This window comes from Sphingomonas melonis DAPP-PG 224, assembly GCF_000379045.1.
Classification (GTDB): Bacteria; Pseudomonadota; Alphaproteobacteria; order Sphingomonadales; family Sphingomonadaceae; genus Sphingomonas; species Sphingomonas aquatilis.
In genome coordinates, this window is record NZ_KB900605.1 from 2,104,446 (window position 1) to 2,124,400 (window position 19,955).

A 19,955-nucleotide genomic window follows, 5' to 3' on the forward strand; every position below is an offset into this window, starting at 1 on the left:
GGCTCTTACCGTCCCCTTGCGGCCCTGTGGACCCCGGACCAAGTCCGGGCTGACGGGTGGGAGCCGGGGAGGGGCCTACCCCCACACCCGCTCGCGATACCATTTCGTGATGACGTATTTCGTCCCCGCGCGTACCTTCATCCCCTGATGCAGCGTCGCAGGATTGAGCGTCCCGTCGGGGCGGCGGTTGTTCCAGGCGACGAGCTTGCCGGTTTCGGGCTGGACGATCTTGTCGACTGCCTTGAACCGGGTCGCACCGCCGGCTTCGGGCGCGTTGAGATAGACCATCAGCGTCCACGTCCGGTTGCCCGCGACCGAGCAATAGCGGTCATAGTCCGCGCCATCGGGTTCGAAATAGTCGGTATGTCCCTTGAATTCCTGCCCCACCGCATAGCGTTGCCCCTGCAACGGTTCGCCATGCGCGGGGTGAAGGCCGGTGAAGGCGGTGAAGCGCGCCTCGACCGCCTGCACCAGCGGATCGCCCGCGAACAGGTCGCCCGTTTCGCTCGTGCGGAACGCGGCGTCGCCATTGGGGTCGGCGATCGTCGACGGGCGACGCACCGCGTCGATCTGGTCGATCAGGCCTGCGCAGGTGTCGGCGTCGAGGAAGTCGCGGACCAGGAACAGGTCGAGCTTCGGGCTGGGCACTTTCTGCACGCCGGGCTGCGACAGGATGCGGCGGGCGATCGCCTGGCCTTCCAGCCCATTGCCGAGCAGGGTCATATCGGTCATGGCGAGGGTCATATCACCGGCCACGACATGCCGGAAAGGGGGCGCCGAAAAGAGGGTAAGGCGCATAGCACCCCATTGACGCACAAGCGTAACATGGCATGCGTAGGCCGAGGCACGCGAGACGGGACGACATCATGCGCTTGAGAATCGACGCGCGCACGCGGCGCATCCTGCGCCGGCTGCCCGTCGTGAACGTCTACTCGCTCGCCGAGCTGGTGCTGATCGGTGGTCTCGCCATCCAGTCGGCGCGGCTGTTCTGGACGATCGTCACGCCGATCGCGCCGCTGGGCGATTGGCGACCGGCGGAGGTCGCGGTGCCGGGGCGGCCGTATGACGTGCTGGCGGGCTTCGATCCGTTCTTTCGTCTGGGTACGCGCGCGCCGGCGCAGGCCACCGTCACGTCGCTGCAGCTCAACCTGTTCGGTATTCGCGTCGACGAGGCGTCGGGCCGCGGTTCGGCGATCGTCGCGGGGCCGGACAATGTGCAGAAGAGCGTCGCGGTCGGCGAGGAAATTCTGCCCGGCGTCCGGCTGAAGTCGGTGTCGTTCGATCATATCACGATCGATCGCGGCGGCACGGCGGAGGACCTGTATCTGGTCCAGTCGGATGCGCCGGGCGCGGGCGCGCCTGCGGCGATGCCTGCCACGCCGGCCGGTGCCCCGATCGCCCCGCCCGTGACGGACGCCGCGCCGGCGATCAAGGCGAGCCAGATCCGCAACGAGATCGGCTTCATCCCGCGCATCGATGGCGGCCGCATTTCTGGCCTGGTCGTTCGGCCGCAAGGGTCGGGCACGCTGTTCCGCACCGCGGGCCTGCGCGAAGGCGATGTCGTCACCGCGATCGGCGGGCGGCCGGTAAGCGGCCCGCAGGACCTCGATCGCATCGCCGCCGATTTCGCCGGCGGCGGATCGCTTCCCATCACCGTCGAACGCGGCCAGCAGACGCTCGCGCTCGCCCTTACGATCGCTCCGCAATGACCATAAAGATGTTTTACTCCGCGCTGCTGCTGTCGACCGCGGCGCTCGGCCTGCCGATCCCGGCGATGGCGCAGACGACGCTGAACGTGCGCGATGCCGATATCCGCGCATTCATCGCCGATGCCGCGCGGGTGACCGGGCGCACGTTCATCATCGATTCGCGCGTCAACGGCAAGGTGACCGTCGTCACCGACCGGCCGCTGTCCAAGTCCGAATATTTCGAGACGTTCCTGTCGACGCTGCGCGCGAACGGGCTGGTCGCCGTGCCCACCGGTAATGGCGCGTTCCGTATCCAGCCGATCGACAATGCCGCGTCCCAGCCGAGCCGCATCGGCCTGGGCGGCGCGGCGCGCAACAGCTTCGTGACCGAGATCGTGCGGCTGCGATCGGTCGATGCGCAGCAGGCGATCGATACCGTACGCCCGCTGGTCAGCGCGCAAGGCTCGGTCAGCGCCAACCGCGGGTCGAACAGCCTCGTCATCGTCGACTTCGCCGACAACATCCGGCGTATCCGCGAAGTGCTGCGCCGGGTGGACAGCGACAATGCCTCGACCCGCGTCGTCGCGTTGAAGAACGCAAGCGCCAAGGAGATTGCGGCGGCGTTGCAGGGCCTCACCGGCGGAGCGCAGGGCGGGCAAGGCGTTCCGGGCGGCGTCGGGACGAGCGTGACCGCGGTCGATAGCAGCAATTCGGTCATCATCCGCGGCGATCCCTCCAGCGTCGCGCGGCTGGTGTCGGTGGCGCAGGATCTCGACCAGAAGGCGAGGAACGGCACTGAAATCCGCGTCGTGTTCCTGGAGAATGCCGATGCGGCGCAGCTGCTGCCGGTGCTTCAGCAGCTGGTCGGGCAGGCGCCCGATGCGGTGCAGGAAACGCCGCTGTCGCGCACGCAGACGGGGTTCGGCACCAACACCGGCAGTGCGGCGGCAGTGCAGCGCCCGCCGGCCGCCAGCGCTCCGATACAGCAGAGCAGCGGCGGTGGCGCCACCGGCCAGCCGGCGATCACCACCCAGGGCGGCCGCACCGCCGCGGTCGTCACGCGCTTTCAGGGCGCGAATGCGATCGTCATAGCCGCGCCCGCGGACATCCAGCGCCAGCTGTCCGATGTCGTCCGCCAGCTCGATACGCGGCGCGAGCAGGTGCTGATCGAGGGGATCGTCGCCGAGGTCTCCGACGCGACGGTCAATCGCCTCGGCGCGCAGTTCATCCTCGCGAATCCGTCGGGCGGGGCGTTTGCGGCGTCGACCTTCTCGAACAGCGCGCCAAACATCCTCCAGATCGCTGGCGCGATCGGCGCGCGCGAGCTGGGGCGCAACACGACGACGACGATCGCCAATGGCGTGACGACGACGGTGACGACGAACAATGCGTCGGATCAGCTGACGCAGAGCGCGATCAGCTCGATCATCGGATCGTCGGGCGGCTTCGGCGGGTTCGGCGGCAAGGTCGGCGACTTCATCTTCGGCGCGATCATCAACGCCGTGAAGAGCGACACGACGTCGAACCTCTTGCAGGTCCCCCACCTCGTCACGCTCGACAATCAGGAAGCGCACAGCCTGGTCGGGCAGGAAATTCCGATCACCACCGGGCAGGCGCTGTCGAACAATTTCGACAACACCTTCCGCACCACCCAGCGCGAGAATGTCGGCATCGAGCTGACCGCGCGGCCGCAGGTCAATTCCAGCGGTACGGTAAAGCTGAACCTGCGTCTGGAGGTCAGCTCGATCGCCGGGCCGGTGTCGAACGACAATAGCGACCTGATCCTCAACAAACGCGAGATCGAGACGGTGCTGACCGTCGATGAAGGCCAGATTGCGGTGATGGGCGGTCTGCTGAGCGACGAGGAACGGCGGACGATCGAGAAGATCCCGCTGCTCGGCGACATTCCCGTGCTGGGCAATCTGTTCAAGTCGAAGGCGAAATCGCGCAACAAGACGAACCTGATGATCTTCATCCGCCCGACCATCCTGCGATCGGCGGCGGATGCGCGGAGGGTCGCCGAGCAGCGCTACGGTTACCTGCGCTTGCAGCAGGGGTTGCAGTCGCCGGGCGAGGAGCCGTCGATCGACCAGCTGGTGCGCGACTATATGGGCGCCGCGCCGCCGATCCCGTCCGCGCCGGTGCCGGGGAATATCGAGGACCCGCGCGTTGCGCTGCCGGTGCAGCACAATACGACCAGGGTTATCCGGCCGAGGGACCGGTGAGGCGGTTTCTCGCCTCTCCGTCATCCCGGCGAACGCCGGGATCCATGGTTGCGGTGTCTCCGGCAGTGATGCGCGCCATGAGCGTCGCGCGTCCATGGATCCCGGCGTACGCCGGGATGACGGCTAGGGGGATCGTATGACGATGATCATCCGCCCCGGCTCCGAAATCGACGAACCCGCCGCGCTGGCCGACCCGGATGTCGCGCCCGTCGTCGAGCCGACGCCGCCGTTGCCGCTCGATCCGCTGCCGATGCTGGCCATCCCCTATGCGTTCGCGAGGCGGTTCGGCGTCGTCGTGCAACATACCGAGGCGGACGCGCACCTGACCGTGGCGCTGCGCACCGGCGCGGACCCGCGTGCGCTGCTGGAGGTCCGCCGCTACCTCGCCCGGCCGTTCGATGTCGTCATCGTCGAGGCGCCCGCGTTCGATCGTTTGCTGTCCGACAGCTACGCCATGGACGGGCAGGCGAATGCGCTTGCCGCAGTCGGCATGGGCGATGAACTCGACAGCCTCGCCGAAGGGCTGCCGACGGCGGAGGACTTGCTCGACACCGCCGACGACGCGCCGGCGATCCGGCTGATCAACGGCATCATCGCCGATGCCGCGCGCAACGGTGTCAGCGATATCCACATCGAGCCATACGAAACTGGGTTGATCGTCCGCATGCGCATCGACGGCGTATTGCGCGAGACGTTGCGCATGCCGCCGCACGTCGCCCCCGTCGTCGTCAGCCGCGTCAAGGTGATGGCGCGCCTCGATATCGCCGAGCGCCGCGTGCCGCAGGACGGGCGCATGGGGCTGACCTTGGGCGGCAAGCTGCTCGACGTTCGCGTCTCGACGCTGCCGAGCCGCGCGGGCGAGCGCGTCGTGCTGCGTATCCTCGACAAGGACAATGCCGGCATCGACCTTGATGCGCTGGGCATGGACGAGCGGATGTACGCGCTGCTGCGCGGCGCCCTAGCCGAGCCCAACGGAATCATCCTCGTCACCGGGCCGACCGGCTCCGGCAAGACGACCTCGCTGTACGGCGCGCTGCGGTTGCTCAACGACGGCAGCCGCAACATCCTGACGGTTGAAGACCCTGTGGAATATGCCGTCGAGGGGGTCGGGCAGACGCAGGTCAATCCGAAGGTCGGGCTGACCTTCGCCGCGGGGCTGCGCGCGATCCTGCGCCAGGACCCCGACGTGGTGATGGTCGGCGAAATCCGCGATCGCGAAACCGCGGAGATTGCGGTGCAAGCCTCGCTGACCGGGCACCTCGTGCTGTCGACCGTCCACACCAACGACGCGATTGGCGCGATCACCCGCATGCGCGACATGAAGGTGGAGCCGTTCCTGCTGGCCTCGACCCTGCGCGCGGTGATCGCGCAGCGGCTGGTGCGGCGGCTGTGCCCGGCGTGCCGGCGACCGGTGCAGGGGAGCAGTGTAGCGGGCCTGCTCGGGATCGAGCCCGAGGCGACGGTGTACGAGGCGGTGGGCTGCGCGGAATGCAACCACAGCGGCTTCAAGGGGCGGATCGGCGTGTTCGAGGCGGTGCGCGTCGACGATACGATCCGCCGCTTCATCAACGATGGCGCGGACGAGACCGCGATTGCCGCGCATGCCTTTGCGCGCAGCCCGACGCTGGCGCAGGCGGCCGAGGCGCTGGTGCGGCGCGGGCTGACGACGCCGGAAGAGGCTATCCGCGTGAGCCGGCGCGATGCGACGGACGTGGTGGATGAGGTGGAGGCGTGACGACCCTCCCCCTTCCGGGGCTGCGCCGCTCCCACCCTCTCCCAATGGGAGAGGGGAGAGCCGCTGAAGGCGGCGAAGGTTGAGGGCGGCTCGGCATGGCTGACTTCGACTATCTCGCCATCGACACGCGCGGACAGGAGCAGCGCGGGCATGTCGCGGCGGCGGATGCGGACGCGGCGCGGGCGCAGCTCGATCGGCGCAAGCTGTTCGTCGTGCGGCTCGATCCGGGCGCGCCGCCGGTCGCGCAGAGCCGGCCGCTATTCGGCATCCGGCTGGGCGCCAAAAAGATGAGCAACAAGCAGCTGACGCTCTTTACGCGCCAGCTCGCGACCCTGAACCGCGTCTCGCCGCTGGAGGAATCGCTGCGCACCATCACGCGCCAGACCGAGCAGGAGAGCGTCCGCGGGATCGTATCACAGGTCCATGCCGGCGTGGTCGAGGGGCGGCGGCTGGCCGATTCGATGGCGCGCGCGCCCAAGAGCTTCCCGCCGCTGTACCGCGCGATGGTGGCGGCGGGCGAGAGTTCGGGCAGTCTGCCGACGATCCTCGATCGGCTGGCGGCGCTGCTTGAACGGCAGGCGGAAATCCGCGGCAAGCTGATCACCGCACTCGCCTATCCGACGATCCTGGCCGTGGTGGCGCTGGGCGTCGTTACCGCGCTGATGATGTTCGTGGTGCCGCAGGTCGTCGAGCAGTTCGATACCGTGGGGCAGGAGCTGCCGTTGCTGACGCGCGTCGTCATCGCCCTGTCCGACATACTGGTCGGTTATTGGTGGGTGCTGGCGTTGGTGCTCGGCCTGATCGGGGTCGGCGGCGCCTATGCAATGCGCGATCCGGCGATCCGGCTGTCGTTCGATACCGGGCTGCTGCGCCTGCCGCTGCTCGGCCGCCTGCTGCGCGACCTGCATGCCGCGCGCATGGCGCGGACGCTGTCGACGATGGTCGCGAGCCGACTGCCGTTGCTGGAGGGGCTGACGCTGACGGCGAGCACGATCCACAACCGTCGCCTGCGCGTCGCGTCGGACGAGATCGTCGAGGCGATCCGTTCGGGCGGCAGCCTGTCGGCGGCGATGCGGCGCGCGAACGTCTTCCCGCCGCTGCTCACCTATCTCGCGGCCAGCGGCGAGGCGGCGGGGCGGCTCGACGAGATGCTCGAACGCGCCGCCGACTATCTCGAGCGTGAGTTCGACCGCTTCACCGCGACCGCGCTGTCGCTGCTCGAACCCGCGATCATCGTGCTGATGGGCGGCATCGTCGCGACGATCGTGCTATCCATCCTGCTCCCCATCCTCCAGCTCAACACGCTGGCAGGCCAGTAAGGATCATCATGCGTATCAAGCAGAAAAAGCCGCACCGTCGCGAAGAGGGCTTCACGCTCGTCGAACTGATGGTCGTGATCGTCATCATCGGCCTGCTCGCCGCGATCGTCACGTTCAATGTCCTGCCCGCGGGCGACAAGGGCAAGATCACCAAGGCGAAGGCCGACATCAGCACGATCGAGGGCGCGTTGGAAATGTATCGCCTGCAGATGAACGGCTATCCGACGACGTCGCAGGGCCTGCAGGCGCTCGTCACCGCGCCGAGCGGCGTGAATGCCGCCGAATATCAGAAGGGCGGCTATATCAAGAAGCTGCCCAACGATCCTTGGGGCCGGCCGTATCTCTACGCTTCGCCCGGCCAGCATGGCGAGGCCGATGTCTGGAGCCTGGGGGCGGACGGCAAGGAAGGCGGCGAGGGCGCCAACGCCGATATCACCAGCTGGCAATAACGTGCCGCGCCGCCGCCTCTCGGATACGGGATTGCGCCGTGTCTGGTGTAAAGCCCAACAGGGCTTCACGCTGATCGAGCTGATGGTGGTCGTGACCATCATCGGGCTGGCGGCGGCCGTGGCAGTGTGGAACATGCCCGATCCGCGCGGCCGGGTGGCGGATGAGGCGGCGCGCTTCGCGGTGCGCGCGCGGGCGGCGCATGATGCGGCGATCGTCGAAGCGCGGCCCGTCAGCCTGTGGGTGACGGCGGGCGGCTATGGCTTCGACCGGCGGATCGCGGGGCAATGGGTCGCGGTGGCGGACACGCCGCTGCGGGTCGAACGCTGGAGTGCGGGCACGGACGCCGCGATCGGCGACGCCAACGGGCGGCTGCGGATCGTCTATGATCCCACCGGCCTTGCCGACCGGCCGGCACAGGTGACGCTGACCCGCAGCGGCGCGCGCGCGGTGATCGATATGGACGCGGACGGCAGCGTGCGGGTGGCGAGCTGATGGGCCGCGCCGGCGACCGGCAGGAGGGGGGCTTTACCCTCATCGAGATCATGGTCGCGCTGGCGGTGTTCAGCTTGGCCGTGCTCGCACTGCTGCGGCTGGAGACGGCGACGATCCGCGGTGCGCGCGTGCTGGACGACAGTCTGGTGGCGGGGATCGTGGCGCGCAACGTCGCCAACGAAGCGGTCAGCGAGGCGCGACCGCCGGTGGTGGGGCGCACGAGCGGCAGCGAGGTGAACGCCGGTCGCAGCTGGACCTGGGTGCGTCAGGTGGCGCCGACGGGCAATGCCAGCATCGTGCGGATCGACGTCGCGGTGAGCAATCGCGCGGGGCAGGTGGTTGGGCGGACGACGGCGATCCGGCCGCCGGACGTGTCGTGATGGCCACGCGGTCACCTCTGTCCTGTCGTCACCCCGGACTTGGTCCGGGGTCCACACCGCGGCGAGGGGGATGGCTGGAGGCACATGCCGTCCCCGTGCGGCCCGGTGGACCCCGGACCAAGTCCGGGGTGACGGTGGTGGTGGGGCGATGTCACCGTCATCAGCAGGCGGGCTTCACTCTTGTCGAAGTCCTGGTGGCCCTGCTCATCTTCGGCCTGATCGCGGCGGCAGGAGTCGCGATCCTGACCTTCAGCGTCCGCGCGCAGACCGCCACCGGCGCGCGGTTCGGCGATATCGCGGCGCTCAACCGCACCGCCGCGCTGATCGCGGGCGATCTGGGGCAGGCGATCGACCGGCCCGCGCGCGACGAGGCGGGCACACCGCGCCCGGCCTTCACGGGCGAAAGCGACGGCCGCCTGGCGTTCGTGCGTGCAGGCTGGACCAATGTCGACGATGCCCCGCGCGCGAGTGCGCAGAAGGTCGCCTATCGCGTCGTCGACGGCACGCTGGAGCGCGTCGCCTATCCGATGATCGATGGCGCGGCGCCGCTGCCCGCGGTCGCGCTGCTGGGCAAGGTCGTCGGGGTCGGCGCGCGCTATCGCTACAAGGGTGCGTGGAGCGATCGTTGGGACGGCACGCAGGGCGCGCCGCTGCCGCAGGCGGCGGAGCTGACGATCCGGCGCACCGACGGCAGCGCGCTGCGGCTGATGCTGCTGGTCGGGTCGGGCTATGCCCCGGCCCAGCCGGGTGGGCAGCCCGGGCCCCAGCCAAGTCCGACGGGAACGCCCGGTGCCATCTGAGCGCGAGCGCGGCGCCGCGCTGCTCACCGTCCTGCTGCTCGTCGCGATCATCGCGGTGCTGGCGGGGGCTGCGCTGGAACGGCTGCGGCTGACGACCCGGCTCGCCGGCAATGCGCTGGCGGGCGAGCAGGCGCGCGGCTTTGCGCGCGCGGCGGAGGCGCTGGCGACGTCGCGGATCACGACGATGCTGGGCGATGCGCCCGATCGCGTGACGCTCGCGGGTGGCTGGAGCGGGCGGCCGTTCGGCTTGCCGCTGCCCGGCGGCGGGCTTGCCGTCGCGCGGGTTCGCGATGGCGGCAATTGCTTCAACCTCAACGGTCTGGTCAGCCGGCTTGCGCCCAATCTCTACACCTCGTCGCAGAACTTCGCGCAGCGATTGCAGTTCGTCCGGCTGATGCAGGCGATCGGCGTGCCCAGTCAGGCCGCCGACCATATCGCCGCCGCCACCGCCGACTGGATCGACAGCGACGGCGACCAGCAGGGCAATGGCGCCGAGGACCCCGTCTATCTCGCCCGTAGCGTGCCCTATCGCACCGCGGGCACGCTGATGGCCGATCCCAGCGAGTTGCGCGCGGTGGATGGCGTGACGCCCGACATCTACGCGAAGTTGCGGCCCTGGATCTGTACCTTGCCCAAGGCGGAGCCGGCGACGATCAACATCAACACGCTGACGCCCGAACAGGCCCCGCTGGTCGCGATGCTGTTCCCCGGCACGCTCTCCGTCGAGGCTGCCCGCGGCATGATCCTGCGCCGGCCGCCTGACGGCTTTCGCGACGCCAGCACGTTCCTGAACCTCGCCGGCAACGGCGCCGCGCCGGAGGGCGGGGGCGGGCTGGGGGTGAAAACGACCTGGTTCGCGCTGGCGATCGACGTCAGCACCGGGTCCGCCCGATTGCAGGAAAGGGCGCTGATCGATGCAAGCCGTCTTCCCGCGCGGCTCGTGGCACGGCAATGGGGCGACGAATCATGACGACGCTGCTCTTCCTGCCCGCGGGCGACGCCCCCTATCGCTGGCTGCGCCTGGCCGAAGACGGCGAAATCGCCGAAGGCGAGGGGCTGCCTGCTGTCCCTGAGGAGCGCATCGTCGCGGTCGCACCCGCACAGGACGTGACGCTGCACTGGGCGGACCTGCCCGCCCGCTCGCTCGCGCAAAGCATCGCTGCCGCGCGCCTGCTGGTCGCCGACGCGAGCGCGACGCCGATCCATGAACTCCACGTCGCCGTCGGCGACGCGGAAGAGGGGAATGGCGAGCGGCCGATCGCCGTGGTGGGCAGCGCGGTGATGGCGGCCTGGCTGGCGGACCTTGCGGCGCTCGGGATCGACCCCGCCGCGATGGTTCCGGCGCCGCTGCTGCTGCCGCGCCCGGAGGAGGGCTATCTCCGCGCCATGGTCGGCGGGGCGGCGCTGGTGCGCGGCCGCACGTCCGGCTTTGCCGACGAAGCGCGGCTGACCGATCTGGTCGTGGGGGATGCGCCGATCGAGACGCTGCCGCGCAGCGCGCTCGATCCGGTGATCGCCACCGCCGCGGCGACGCCACCGCTCGACCTGCGGCAGGGGCCGTTCGCGCGTCGGCGCCGCATAGGGATCGACTGGCCGTTGGTGCGGCGTCTCGCGATCATGGGAGCCGGCATCCTCGCGCTGACACTGGCGATCGATCTGGTGCGGATCGGCAAATACAGTTTCGGCGCGGATGCGATCAACGCGCGGACCGAAGCGCTGGCGCGAACCGGCCTGCCGCGCGGCGAGACGGTGACCGACGTCGACCGTCAGCTCGCCGAGCGTCTGTCGGCGGTGCGCGGCCCCGGTCTGGGCTTCAGCCGGACGGTCGCCGCGACCTATGCCGCGGTCCGCGCCACGCCGGGCACGGAGCTGACCAGCCTCGATTTCCAGTCGAACGGCGCCTTGCGCATCGGCGTCGGTGCCGCGCGCGAATCGCTGCCGACCGACCTTAAGCGCGCACTGGAGGCAGCGGGCTTCACCGTCACCGCCGGCACGTTCCAGTCGGCCAACGGAAGGGTGACGGGCGAGATGACGGTGACGCGGCCATGAGCAGCATCCGCAGCTGGTTCGCCGGCCGATCCTTACGCGAACGCCGGCTGATCCTCGTCATGCTCGCGCTGCTGGTCGTCACCATGCTGTGGGGCGGGATCATCCTGCCCGTCCGTGACGGCCTGTCGAGCGCGCGCGAGCGGTACGCCGATGCGGTCGTCCGGCTGGGCAGCACGCAGAATGCGGTCGACCTGATCCGCAGCGCCGGGCGACGCACGCCGATCGAGGGCAGCCTCGCCGACACGGTGCGGCGGCGCGCCGAGGCGGCGGGCTTCGCGCTCGCCACCGTCGACGAATCGGGTGCGGGCCGGGTGCATGCGACGATCACCGCGGCTCGGCCGGCGGCGCTGGCCCGCTGGTTCGCCGGGCTGGAGGCGAGTGGCATCCTGATCGAATCGGCGGCGTGGCGCGACAATGCGGATGGCAGCGTCGGCGTCGACTTCGTCGCACGGGCGCGCGCGTCGTGAGGCGGCTGAGACTGACCACCGGGCCGGCGGCGCTGTTCGGTGCGATGATGCTCATGGCGTTGCTCGTCTTCCTCCCGATGCGGCTGGTGCTGGGCGCGGCCGGCGTCGGCGAGCAGGGTTTCAGCGCACGCAGCGTCACCGGCAGCGTGTGGGACGGTCGGCTGATCGATGCACGGTTCGGCGATCTTGCGCTGGGCACGCTGGATGCCAGCCTGTCGCCGTTCGCGCTGCTGATCGGGCGCGCACGCGTATCGGTCGAGGATCAGGCGGGGACGGTGCATGGCGCCTTCGTGCTGGGCCGCCATCTGCGCGGGATCGAGGGGATGACCGCGACCTTCCCGACCGGCAACGCCTTTGCGCCGCTGCCCGTCACCGCGCTGACGCTGGAAGACGTCAGCATCCGCTTTGCCGACGATGTGTGCGAACAGGCCGAGGGTCGGGTGCGCGCACGGCTGGTGGGCGAGGCGGCGGGAATCGCTTTGCCGACCGAGCTGACGGGCGTTGCCCGCTGCGACGGCAACGCCTTGTTGTTGCCGCTCGCCAGTAAGGCCGGGACCGAGGCGATCGAGCTGCGGCTGACCGGCGATGGCCGCTACTCCGCCGCACTGCGCCTCGCGCCCAGCGACGACGCCGCAGCGCAGCGGCTGGCGGCGACGGGTTTCGTCGCCGGACCCGGCGGTTACCGACTTTCGGTCGAAGGACGCTTCTGACGGCCTTGACCGCCGCTACAGTGCCCGCTAGGGGCACCCGTCTTCGCGGCGACCGTAGTTCAATTGGTTAGAGCGCCGGCTTGTGATGCCGGAAGTTGCGGGTTCAAGTCCCGTCGGTCGCCCCATTTTCCCGCTCCTTTTCAGGACCGCAGGGACTAGCCAAAACCGCTGGGAAACAATATTGCGGACATTCGCAATATTCGATCCATGGAGCAGGCGATGACCTCGGTGTGGGACCTTCCCGACTTTGACCATCATGAGGGCGTCCACGCCTTCACCGATCGCGAATCGGGCCTGCGCGCGATTATCGCGGTCCATTCGACCCACCTCGGCCCGGCAGCGGGCGGCGCGCGCTTCTGGCATTACGCTTCGGGCGACCTCGCGGTCACCGACGCGCTGCGCCTGTCGCGCGGCATGAGCTTCAAGAACGCCATGGCGGGCCTCGCGCTTGGCGGCGGCAAGGGCGTGATCCTGGCCGACAAGCCCGGTGCGATCATCCCCGAGGCGCAGCTCAAGGCGTTCGGCCGCGCGGTCGAATCGCTCGGTGGCCGCTACGTCACCGCCGAGGACGTCGGCATGTCCGAAGCGCGCATGAAGGTAATCGCGGGCGAGACCAAGTATGTCAGCGGCCTGCCGGTCGAAAGCGGCGCGGCGGGTGGCGACCCCGGCCCGTACACCGCGCACGGCGTCTATCTGGGCGTGAAGGCGGCGGCGAAGCGCGGCCTCGGCACCGACGACATGAAGGGCGTGCATGTCGCGATCCAGGGCGTTGGCTCGGTCGGTGGCGGCCTTGCCAGGCTGCTGGCGAAGGACGGCGCGCGCCTGACGCTCGCCGACGTCGATGCAGCCCGTGCGGCGGCGCTGGCGGCGGAACTGGGCGGCGAGACGGTCGCAGCCGGCGCGATCCTGGGCGTCGAGGCGGATATCTTCAGCCCGAACGCGCTGGGCGCGATCCTGACCGAAGCGACCATCCCGACGCTGACCGCCAAGGTCGTTGCGGGCGGCGCGAACAATCAGCTCGCGACGCGCGAGGATTACGATCGCCTGCACGATCGCGGCATCCTGTATGCCCCGGATTACGTCATCAACGCCGGTGGCATCATCAACGTCGGCCTCGAATATCTGGGGCAGGGCGACGAAGCCGAAGTGATGGCCCGCATCGCCAAGATCCCGGCACGCCTGAACGAGGTGTGGGACGAAAGCGAACGCACCGGCCGCCCCGCTGCCGAGGTCGCCGACACGATCGCCCAGCGCCTGATCGGCCGCGGCTGATCGGCCCCGACTGATCGGCCTCGGTGGTCTGGCCGACACCGGCGGTGCGCTGCCGCCGGTGTTGGTCCAAAGACCGACGGCGCCGCTGCAACCGACGGGATGACGGCGGCTACAAAGCTGCTATGACGCTGGGCGACCGTGCCGACCCTTCATGCCCTTGCCAATCCCGCCCGCTTCCTGAAGCTCGCCCGCGTGCTGACGCCGGCGCTGCTGTGGGCGGGCGTCACGCTGATCGCCGTCGGCTGCTGGGCCGGCCTGACGCAAAGTCCGCGCGACTATCTGCAGGGGGACAGCGTCCGCATCCTCTACATCCATGTGCCTGCCGCCTGGCTCGGCATGGGCGGCTGGAGCGGCCTTGCGATCAGCAGCATCGCCTTTCTGGTCTGGCGACATCCGCTGGCCGACGTCGCGGCGCGCGCGATCGCCTTGCCGGGGGCGATGTTCGCCGCCGTCTGCCTCGTCACCGGATCGATCTGGGGGCGGCCGACCTGGGGAACGTGGTGGCAATGGGACGGGCGGCTGACGTCGATGCTGCTGCTGTTCTTCGTCTATTGCGGTTACATGGCGCTCGCCCGCGCCGACGCGGAACGCGGCGGCGATGGCCGTATTCCGGCCCTGTACGGCATTGCCGGAACCGTGTTGCTGCCGATCATCCGCTATTCGGTGATCTGGTGGAATACGCTCCATCAGGGCCCGTCGATCGGCCTCACCGGTTCGAGCATCGCAGGCAGCATCCTGTGGCCGCTGGGCTTTACGATGGCCGGTTTCACCGCGCTGTTCGCCGCGATCGTCCTGATGCGCATGCGGACGACGCTTGCGCGAACCAAGGCCGAAGCGCGGATGCGGCGGATGGCGCGGGCATGAACCACTGGCCGTTCATCGTCGCGGCGTATGCCGTCACGCTCGGCGCGGCGGGTGCGCTGACGCTTGTGAGCTATATCGCGATGAAGCGCGCCGAGAAATGAAGGCGAAGCATCAACGGCTGACACTCGTGCTGCTGGGCCTTGCCGCGGTGATCGCGGCGGCGCTGCTCGCCATGTCCGCGCTGAAGGATCAGGCATCGTTCTTCTATGCGCCGTCCGACGTCGCGAAGCAGGGCCTACCGCTCGGCCGGGCGGTGCGCCTCGGCGGTATGGTGCAGGCCGGGTCGATCAAGCGCGCGCCCGACGGGGTCACCATCCACTTCGTCGTCGGCGACGGCATCGCGACCACCCCCGTCACCTTCGCCGGTATCGCGCCCGACCTGTTCCGGGAGCGCTCCGGCGTCGTCGCGGAGGGGCATTTCAACCCCGACGGCAGCTTCACCGCGACCAACCTGCTCGCCAAGCACGACGAAAAGTACATGCCGCCCGAACTCGCCGCAAAGGGCGGCAAGGCGATGCACGAAACGCGGACGCTGGAACCGTGATCGCCGAGGTCGGCCTTGCCGCCTTGTGGCTCGCCGCCGCGCTGGCGGCGTTGCAGCTGGCCCTCGGCGCGATCGGCCTGTCGCGTGGCGGCACCGAGACGATCGCCGCGGTCCGCCCCGTCGCGATCGTCCAGGGCGCGCTGGCGCTGCTGGCGATGGCGGCGCTGATCACGCTGTTCCTCGCGTCCGACATGTCGGTCAAGCTGGTGGTCGAGAACAGCCATTCGGCCAAGCCGTGGATCTACAAATTCGCCGGTGCCTGGGGCAATCATGAAGGGTCGATGCTGCTTTGGGTGACGATCCTGGGCCTTGCCGGCGGCGCGGTCGCGGTGCTGGAGCGCCGCCTGCCCGAACGCACGCTGATCGCGACGCTGGCTGCGCAGGCGGGGATCGCACTCGGCTTCTACGCTTTCCTGCTGTTCGCCTCCAATCCGTTCGCGCGGCTGCCGATGCCCGCGCGCGACGGCATGGGGCTGAACCCGTTGTTGCAGGACCCCGGTCTCGCCTTCCATCCGCCGACGTTGTACATCGGCTATGTCGGCATTTCGGTCGCTTTCTCCTTCGCGGTGGGCGCGCTGATCACGCGGGACGTCGGTCCGGCGTTCGCGCGGGCGATGCGGCCCTGGGTGCTGGGGGCGTGGGTGTTCCTGACGCTCGGCATTACCGCGGGATCCTATTGGGCCTATTACGAGCTGGGCTGGGGCGGCTGGTGGTTCTGGGACCCGGTCGAGAATGCCTCGCTGATGCCGTGGCTGGCCGCGACCGCCTTGCTCCATTCGGTGACGGTGCTGGCGACGCGCGATGGCTTGCGGGCGTGGACGGTGATGCTCGCCGTCGTCGCCTTTTCGATGTCGATGATCGGCACCTTCCTGGTCCGCTCTGGCATCCTGACCAGCGTTCACGCCTTTGCCGTCGACCCGGAGCGTGGCGCCTTCATCCTGGCGCTGCTCGCCATCTACATCGGCGGGGCGCTGGCGCTGTTCGCGGCCCGGATCGGCACGGTGCGCGCGGGCACGACGTTCGAACTGGTCAGCCGTGAAGGGGGATTGGTCCTCAACAATCTGCTGCTGTCGGTCATCCTCGGCATCGTGTTGATCGGCACGCTCTACCCGCTTGTCGCCGCCGGCTTCGGCGTGCAGCTGTCGGTGGGGCCGCCCTTCTTCAACAAGGCCGCGGGCCCGGTCGCGCTGGCGCTCGTCGTTGTCATGGCGGCCGGGCCGCTGCTGCGCTGGCGGCGGGACAGCGCGAACGCGCTGCTCGAACGGATGATGTGGCCGGTCGCGGCAGCGGGTTTCACGGGCGCCGGGCTGGTCGTGCTGGCACCGCCGGGCGTGCTGCCGCTGTTCGGCCTGTCACTCGCCGCGGGTTTGGCGGTGGCGAGCGTGCTGCCGCTGCTCGGCCGCAATCCGTGGCGCACGCCGCTGTTCACCTGGGGCATGGTCGTCGCGCATCTGGGCATCGCGGTGAGCCTTGCCGGCATGGCATGCGATGCGGCCTACACGTCGGAGACGTTGGTCGCGGCGCGGGTCGGCCAGCCCGTCCATGTCGGCCCCTTCACCGTCCGCCTTCAGGGCGTGCGCCCCGTCATCGGCCAGAATTGGTCGGCGCTCGAGGCGCGGCTGAGCGCGACCCGCGACGACGACACGGTGATCCTGCGTCCGCAATCGCGCTTCTTTTCCGACCCGGTCACCACCACCAGCGAAAGCGCGATCCTGACGCTGTGGGACGGCCAGCTCTATACGGTCCTCGGCCAGCCCGACACGCAGGGGCGTTGGCAGCTCAGGCTATGGTGGAAGCCGTTCGTGACGCTGATCTGGCTGGGCGGCGCACTGGTCGCCCTGGGCGGTGCCTTGTCGCTGATCGGTCGCTGGCGGCGCGAGCGGCGTAGCGCGCTGCGCGAGGGCGTGGCGTGAAGCGCTGGTTGCTCTGGGCGCCGCTCGCGGCGTTCGTCGCGATCGCGGCCGTGGTGGCGTTCGGCCTGTTCAGACCCGCAGACCGTACCGTCCGCTCGGCGATGATCGGCAAGCCGCTGCCCGACGTCACCTTGCCCGCCATCGTCCCCGGCAAGCCCGGCAGCGGCACGCTGACCGGCAAGCCGCGCCTGATCAACATCTTCGCGAGCTGGTGCATCCCCTGTATTGCGGAGGCGCCGCAGCTGATGCGTCTCAAGACCCTGGGCGTGCCGATCGAAGGCATTGCGATCCGCGACACCACGCCCGCGCTCACCGCCTTCCTGCGCCAGAACGGCGACCCTTATGCCAGTATTGGCGATGACCGGCAGAGCGCGGTGCAGCTGGCGCTCGGCTCGTCCGGCGTGCCGGAAAGCTTCGTGGTCGACGGGCAGGGGCGTATCGTCCTGCAACATGTCGGCGATATCCGTGCGAGCGACGTGGCGGGGATTGCCGCCGCGGTGAAGGCGGCACGATGAGGGGCTGGGCAATCCTCCTCGCGGCGACGCTCGCCACGCCCGCGTTGGCCGATCCGACGACCCCGCCCGCCGCGCTCGCCGACACGCAACTGCGCGATCCGGCGCAGGAGGCGAAGGCGCGCGCGCTGATGGAAACGCTGCGCTGCGTCGTCTGTCAGGGCCAGTCGATCGCCGACAGCGACGCCAGCATGGCGGGCGACATGCGCGCGCTGGTGCGTAGCCGTATCGCCGCGGGGGAGACGCCGCAGGCGATCCGCGCGTGGCTGATCGAACGCTATGGCGATTACATCAGCTACGATCCGCCGCTGGGCGCAGCGACGGGCCCGTTATGGGCCGCGCCGTTGGTCCTGCTCGCCATCGGCATCGGCATCGCGCGGTCGAGCTTCCGGCGCCGGAGGCGCGACTGATGGGCTGGATCGCGCTTCTGCTGATCGCCGGGGCGAGCTTTGCGGCGCTCGTCGCGCTGCGTGTCGATCGGCGGCTATGGTCGATGGTCGGCGCTGCATTGATGCTCGGCGCGGCAGGCTATGCGTGGCAGGGCAGTCCGATGCGGCCCGGTGCCGCGCCGCGGAGCAATGCGGCGCTGCAAGCCGACGATCCCGAACTCGTCACGCTGCGCGATGCGATGTTCGGCCGCTTCACCGCCGATGGCACCTATCTGATCGCGGCCGATGCGCTCGCCCGGTCCGGCGACCGACGGTCTGCGGTGATCGCGCTTTTGGGCGGGATCAACCGCTATCGCAGCAGCGCGATGCTGTGGACTGCGCTGGGTACGACCATGGCCGCGCATGACCGCGACGTGGTGTCGCCGCCCGCCCTCTTTGCGTTCCAGCAGGCGATGCGCCTTGCGCCCGATCATCCGGGGCCGCGATTCTTCCTGGGGCTTGCCTATATCCGCGCCGGCGAATTTCAGCTCGCGCGCCGCTATTGGGCGCAGGCGCTCGCACTGACGCCGGAGCGAGCATCCTATCGCAAGGACATTGCCGTCCGGCTCGCCTTGCTCGACCGCCTGCTCGCCCAGCAGGCCCCCGCGCGCTAGCGTCGTTTCAACCGCCCGCGGAACAGCCCGCGGTGGGTGGTCGCTTCGAACATCTCGCCCGGTCCTTCGGGGTCCAGGATCTCATTGTCGGCCAGCCATTCCTGCACGCCGTCCAGGTCGGGGACCTCATAGGGCCGCAGCGATCGGCCGGATCCTCGCAGCCGCTCGATCGTCGCGATCAGCGACCCCGTCTCCTCGATCGTCGCTGCCACTGTGGCGGGGGATACGCCCAGATGCTCGGCCATCAGGTCGGCGCGCGCGTCCGCGATGGTCGCCTCCAGCCCGCGGCCGGGATGCCGGGCCGCATCCACCACGACGTCGCATTCGGTATCGAGCCGCAGCGAGCGGTTGTTGATGTTCGCCGATCCGATCCGCAACTGCGTGTCGTCGATGATCGTGATCTTGGCATGGCAATAGATCGCCGTGCCGCCTTGCGTGAAGGGATGGTACAGTCGCAGCCGCCCGTGTCGGTCGCGCCGCCTCAGCGTTTCGACCAGCCGCGCGCGCGCCGTGTCCATCGCGATCGGCTCCAGCCAGCCTTGCGCGGTCAGCGGATTGACGATGACGATCTCCGGCCCGTCCTCCTCATCCAGCCGCGCCGCGATCGCCTCCGCAATGCGGCGCGAGGCGAAATACTGGCTTTCGCAATAGATGTGCCGGCGTGCGGCCCGGATCTGGTCGAGGAACATCGCCTCCACCTCGGTCACCGGCGCCTCGCCCGGCATCTCGGGCTGGCTGCGCGCGATGCCGACATCGACGTTCTCGAACGTCGGTGCGAGCGAATCCGGCCAGCAGGACACCTTGCCCTCGACCGGCGCCAGCCGATGCGTCGTCGCAAGCCGCCAGCGGTTGCGGCACAATTCGGCGAGCGCCGCCGCGGCCGGACCGGTGATCGCGGTCGTCGCATCGTGCCACGGCTTGTAGAGCCCACCGCCCGGCAGGCGCCGCCCGGGATCGTCGTCGCGATGCGCACGCGTGTCCCAGCGCTCGGCGGTCATGTCGATCCCGCCGCAAAAGGCGAGGCAGTCGTCGATCGACACGATCTTCTGGTGGTGCGACGATCCGGTCGGGTGATGGGCGTCGAGTTTCACATGGATGCGCGGATGCCGTGCCCACTTCCACACGGTAAACAGCGTCTTGCCGCGGAAGATCGACTTCAGCGCGCCAATGTCCCAGCGCAGCAGATACAGCTCCAGCTCCGGATTGCGCTCGACCAGCCAGTAGAGGAAATCGCCGACCGTCTCCGGCCCGTCGACATCCACGCCATCGCCCACCAGCGGGATGCGTGCGTCGAAATCCCATCCAACCAGCATGATACGCTTCTTCGCCGCGGCGAAGGCTTCACGGGCGACACCGAAATAGCGGTCGGCATCGACGATCACCGACAGGCGGTTCGCCCGCTCGATCCGCCAGACATTGCGATCCGGTTCGAGCATTTGGCCATATCCCCCTGTTTTATATGCCACGCACCCCATGTGGCATACGGGCATCGC

Annotated in this window: 21 protein-coding genes and 1 tRNA gene; 20 read left to right on the plus strand and 2 right to left on the minus strand. The window is 69.3% G+C overall.

All coding sequences use genetic code 11. From position 1 onward, the window contains the following. Positions 1 to 75: 75 nt before the first annotated feature. Positions 76 to 732 carry a prolyl hydroxylase family protein gene (locus SPHME3_RS0110300; RefSeq protein WP_020486535.1) on the minus strand — a complete coding sequence of 219 codons (657 nt, stop codon included), beginning with the start codon at positions 730 to 732 and terminating at the stop codon, positions 76 to 78. 134 nt (positions 733 to 866) lie between these two features. Here SPHME3_RS0110300 and SPHME3_RS0110305 point away from each other — a divergent pair, with 134 nt between their 5' ends. From SPHME3_RS0110305 to SPHME3_RS0110405, 20 genes are all read left to right on the plus strand, one after another. After that, the gene (locus SPHME3_RS0110305) at positions 867 to 1,709 is read left to right on the plus strand and encodes a type II secretion system protein N (RefSeq protein WP_017979245.1); all 843 of its coding nucleotides are present in this window, start codon (positions 867 to 869) and stop codon (positions 1,707 to 1,709) included. A gap of 8 nt (positions 1,710 to 1,717) precedes the next feature. Further along, positions 1,718 to 3,913 (plus strand): type II secretion system secretin GspD, encoded by a 2,196-nt coding sequence (gene gspD, locus SPHME3_RS0110310; RefSeq protein ID WP_020486534.1) that lies wholly within the window; start codon positions 1,718 to 1,720, stop codon positions 3,911 to 3,913. 136 nt (positions 3,914 to 4,049) lie between these two features. Then, on the plus strand, positions 4,050 to 5,648 hold the full coding sequence (locus tag SPHME3_RS0110315; RefSeq protein ID WP_017979243.1) for a GspE/PulE family protein: 1,599 nt from the start codon (positions 4,050 to 4,052) through the stop codon (positions 5,646 to 5,648). Between the two features lie 95 nt (positions 5,649 to 5,743). Continuing rightward, on the plus strand, positions 5,744 to 6,967 hold the full coding sequence (gene gspF / locus SPHME3_RS0110320) for a type II secretion system inner membrane protein GspF (RefSeq protein ID WP_017979242.1): 1,224 nt from the start codon (positions 5,744 to 5,746) through the stop codon (positions 6,965 to 6,967). An 8-nt stretch (positions 6,968 to 6,975) separates the two neighbouring features. Then, positions 6,976 to 7,416, plus strand: a complete 441-nt coding sequence (gene gspG / locus SPHME3_RS0110325; protein WP_017979241.1) for a type II secretion system major pseudopilin GspG — start codon at positions 6,976 to 6,978, stop codon at positions 7,414 to 7,416. A 31-nt stretch (positions 7,417 to 7,447) separates the two neighbouring features. Then, complete coding sequence (locus SPHME3_RS0110330; RefSeq protein ID WP_026151825.1) at positions 7,448 to 7,909, plus strand: GspH/FimT family pseudopilin; 462 nt, start codon at positions 7,448 to 7,450, stop codon at positions 7,907 to 7,909. Continuing rightward, positions 7,909 to 8,289 carry a type II secretion system minor pseudopilin GspI gene (gene gspI / locus SPHME3_RS0110335; RefSeq protein ID WP_017979239.1) on the plus strand — a complete coding sequence of 127 codons (381 nt, stop codon included), beginning with the start codon at positions 7,909 to 7,911 and terminating at the stop codon, positions 8,287 to 8,289. Before SPHME3_RS0110330 ends, gspI begins: the two co-directional genes overlap by 1 nt. Positions 8,290 to 8,429: 140 nt before the next feature. Then, positions 8,430 to 9,089, plus strand: coding sequence for a type II secretion system minor pseudopilin GspJ (gspJ, locus tag SPHME3_RS0110340; RefSeq protein ID WP_081609158.1), 660 nt, complete (start codon positions 8,430 to 8,432; stop codon positions 9,087 to 9,089). Then, positions 9,079 to 10,059 carry a type II secretion system minor pseudopilin GspK gene (gspK, locus tag SPHME3_RS0110345; RefSeq protein ID WP_017979237.1) on the plus strand — a complete coding sequence of 327 codons (981 nt, stop codon included), beginning with the start codon at positions 9,079 to 9,081 and terminating at the stop codon, positions 10,057 to 10,059. The genes gspJ and gspK overlap by 11 nt, the downstream gene beginning before the upstream one ends. Continuing rightward, on the plus strand, positions 10,056 to 11,138 hold the full coding sequence (gene gspL, locus SPHME3_RS0110350) for a type II secretion system protein GspL (protein WP_017979236.1): 1,083 nt from the start codon (positions 10,056 to 10,058) through the stop codon (positions 11,136 to 11,138). Before gspK ends, gspL begins: the two co-directional genes overlap by 4 nt. Then, entirely contained in the window at positions 11,135 to 11,605 is a 471-nt protein-coding gene (gene gspM / locus SPHME3_RS0110355) for a type II secretion system protein GspM (protein ID WP_017979235.1), read from the plus strand. The genes gspL and gspM overlap by 4 nt, the downstream gene beginning before the upstream one ends. Then, positions 11,602 to 12,315: a type II secretion system protein N gene (gspN, locus tag SPHME3_RS0110360; RefSeq protein WP_017979234.1), complete on the plus strand. Its 714-nt coding sequence runs from the start codon at positions 11,602 to 11,604 to the stop codon at positions 12,313 to 12,315. The genes gspM and gspN overlap by 4 nt, the downstream gene beginning before the upstream one ends. A gap of 48 nt (positions 12,316 to 12,363) precedes the next feature. Further along, a tRNA-His gene (locus tag SPHME3_RS0110365) sits at positions 12,364 to 12,440 on the plus strand. A gap of 94 nt (positions 12,441 to 12,534) precedes the next feature. After that, positions 12,535 to 13,587 carry a Glu/Leu/Phe/Val dehydrogenase family protein gene (locus tag SPHME3_RS0110370; RefSeq protein ID WP_024310285.1) on the plus strand — a complete coding sequence of 351 codons (1,053 nt, stop codon included), beginning with the start codon at positions 12,535 to 12,537 and terminating at the stop codon, positions 13,585 to 13,587. Between the two features lie 138 nt (positions 13,588 to 13,725). Further along, positions 13,726 to 14,451: a heme ABC transporter permease CcmC gene (gene ccmC / locus SPHME3_RS0110375; protein WP_017979232.1), complete on the plus strand. Its 726-nt coding sequence runs from the start codon at positions 13,726 to 13,728 to the stop codon at positions 14,449 to 14,451. 97 nt (positions 14,452 to 14,548) lie between these two features. Then, positions 14,549 to 14,995 carry a cytochrome c maturation protein CcmE gene (gene ccmE / locus SPHME3_RS0110385; protein ID WP_017979230.1) on the plus strand — a complete coding sequence of 149 codons (447 nt, stop codon included), beginning with the start codon at positions 14,549 to 14,551 and terminating at the stop codon, positions 14,993 to 14,995. Then, entirely contained in the window at positions 14,992 to 16,908 is a 1,917-nt protein-coding gene (locus SPHME3_RS0110390) for a heme lyase CcmF/NrfE family subunit (protein ID WP_017979229.1), read from the plus strand. The genes ccmE and SPHME3_RS0110390 overlap by 4 nt, the downstream gene beginning before the upstream one ends. Then, entirely contained in the window at positions 16,905 to 17,423 is a 519-nt protein-coding gene (locus SPHME3_RS0110395; RefSeq protein ID WP_017979228.1) for a redoxin family protein, read from the plus strand. The genes SPHME3_RS0110390 and SPHME3_RS0110395 overlap by 4 nt, the downstream gene beginning before the upstream one ends. Further along, positions 17,420 to 17,830: a cytochrome c-type biogenesis protein gene (locus SPHME3_RS0110400; protein ID WP_017979227.1), complete on the plus strand. Its 411-nt coding sequence runs from the start codon at positions 17,420 to 17,422 to the stop codon at positions 17,828 to 17,830. Before SPHME3_RS0110395 ends, SPHME3_RS0110400 begins: the two co-directional genes overlap by 4 nt. Further along, positions 17,830 to 18,462: a tetratricopeptide repeat protein gene (locus SPHME3_RS0110405; protein WP_017979226.1), complete on the plus strand. Its 633-nt coding sequence runs from the start codon at positions 17,830 to 17,832 to the stop codon at positions 18,460 to 18,462. Before SPHME3_RS0110400 ends, SPHME3_RS0110405 begins: the two co-directional genes overlap by 1 nt. On the opposite strand, the gene SPHME3_RS0110410 is transcribed toward SPHME3_RS0110405, so the two are convergent. Beyond that, positions 18,459 to 19,898 (minus strand): phospholipase D-like domain-containing protein, encoded by a 1,440-nt coding sequence (locus SPHME3_RS0110410; RefSeq protein ID WP_017979225.1) that lies wholly within the window; start codon positions 19,896 to 19,898, stop codon positions 18,459 to 18,461. The genes SPHME3_RS0110405 and SPHME3_RS0110410 overlap by 4 nt on opposite strands. Positions 19,899 to 19,955: the final 57 nt, after the last annotated feature.

What these genes read in the sequence shown, in the direction of transcription:
- SPHME3_RS0110305 (WP_017979245.1), top strand. Translation starts at nt 867, where the DNA reads ATGCGCTTGAGAATCGACGCGCGCACGCGGCGCATCCTGCGCCGGCTG.
- SPHME3_RS0110410 (WP_017979225.1), bottom strand. Translation starts at nt 19,898, where the DNA reads ATGCTCGAACCGGATCGCAATGTCTGGCGGATCGAGCGGGCGAACCGC.
- ccmE (WP_017979230.1), top strand. Translation starts at nt 14,549, where the DNA reads ATGAAGGCGAAGCATCAACGGCTGACACTCGTGCTGCTGGGCCTTGCC.
- SPHME3_RS0110315 (WP_017979243.1), top strand. Translation starts at nt 4,050, where the DNA reads ATGACGATGATCATCCGCCCCGGCTCCGAAATCGACGAACCCGCCGCG.
- SPHME3_RS0110370 (WP_024310285.1), top strand. Translation starts at nt 12,535, where the DNA reads ATGACCTCGGTGTGGGACCTTCCCGACTTTGACCATCATGAGGGCGTC.
- gspG (WP_017979241.1), top strand. Translation starts at nt 6,976, where the DNA reads ATGCGTATCAAGCAGAAAAAGCCGCACCGTCGCGAAGAGGGCTTCACG.
- SPHME3_RS0110405 (WP_017979226.1), top strand. Translation starts at nt 17,830, where the DNA reads ATGGGCTGGATCGCGCTTCTGCTGATCGCCGGGGCGAGCTTTGCGGCG.
- gspD (WP_020486534.1), top strand. Translation starts at nt 1,718, where the DNA reads ATGTTTTACTCCGCGCTGCTGCTGTCGACCGCGGCGCTCGGCCTGCCG.
- gspF (WP_017979242.1), top strand. Translation starts at nt 5,744, where the DNA reads ATGGCTGACTTCGACTATCTCGCCATCGACACGCGCGGACAGGAGCAG.
- gspL (WP_017979236.1), top strand. Translation starts at nt 10,056, where the DNA reads ATGACGACGCTGCTCTTCCTGCCCGCGGGCGACGCCCCCTATCGCTGG.
- gspI (WP_017979239.1), top strand. Translation starts at nt 7,909, where the DNA reads ATGGGCCGCGCCGGCGACCGGCAGGAGGGGGGCTTTACCCTCATCGAG.
- gspM (WP_017979235.1), top strand. Translation starts at nt 11,135, where the DNA reads ATGAGCAGCATCCGCAGCTGGTTCGCCGGCCGATCCTTACGCGAACGC.
- SPHME3_RS0110400 (WP_017979227.1), top strand. Translation starts at nt 17,420, where the DNA reads ATGAGGGGCTGGGCAATCCTCCTCGCGGCGACGCTCGCCACGCCCGCG.
- SPHME3_RS0110300 (WP_020486535.1), bottom strand. Translation starts at nt 732, where the DNA reads ATGACCGATATGACCCTGCTCGGCAATGGGCTGGAAGGCCAGGCGATC.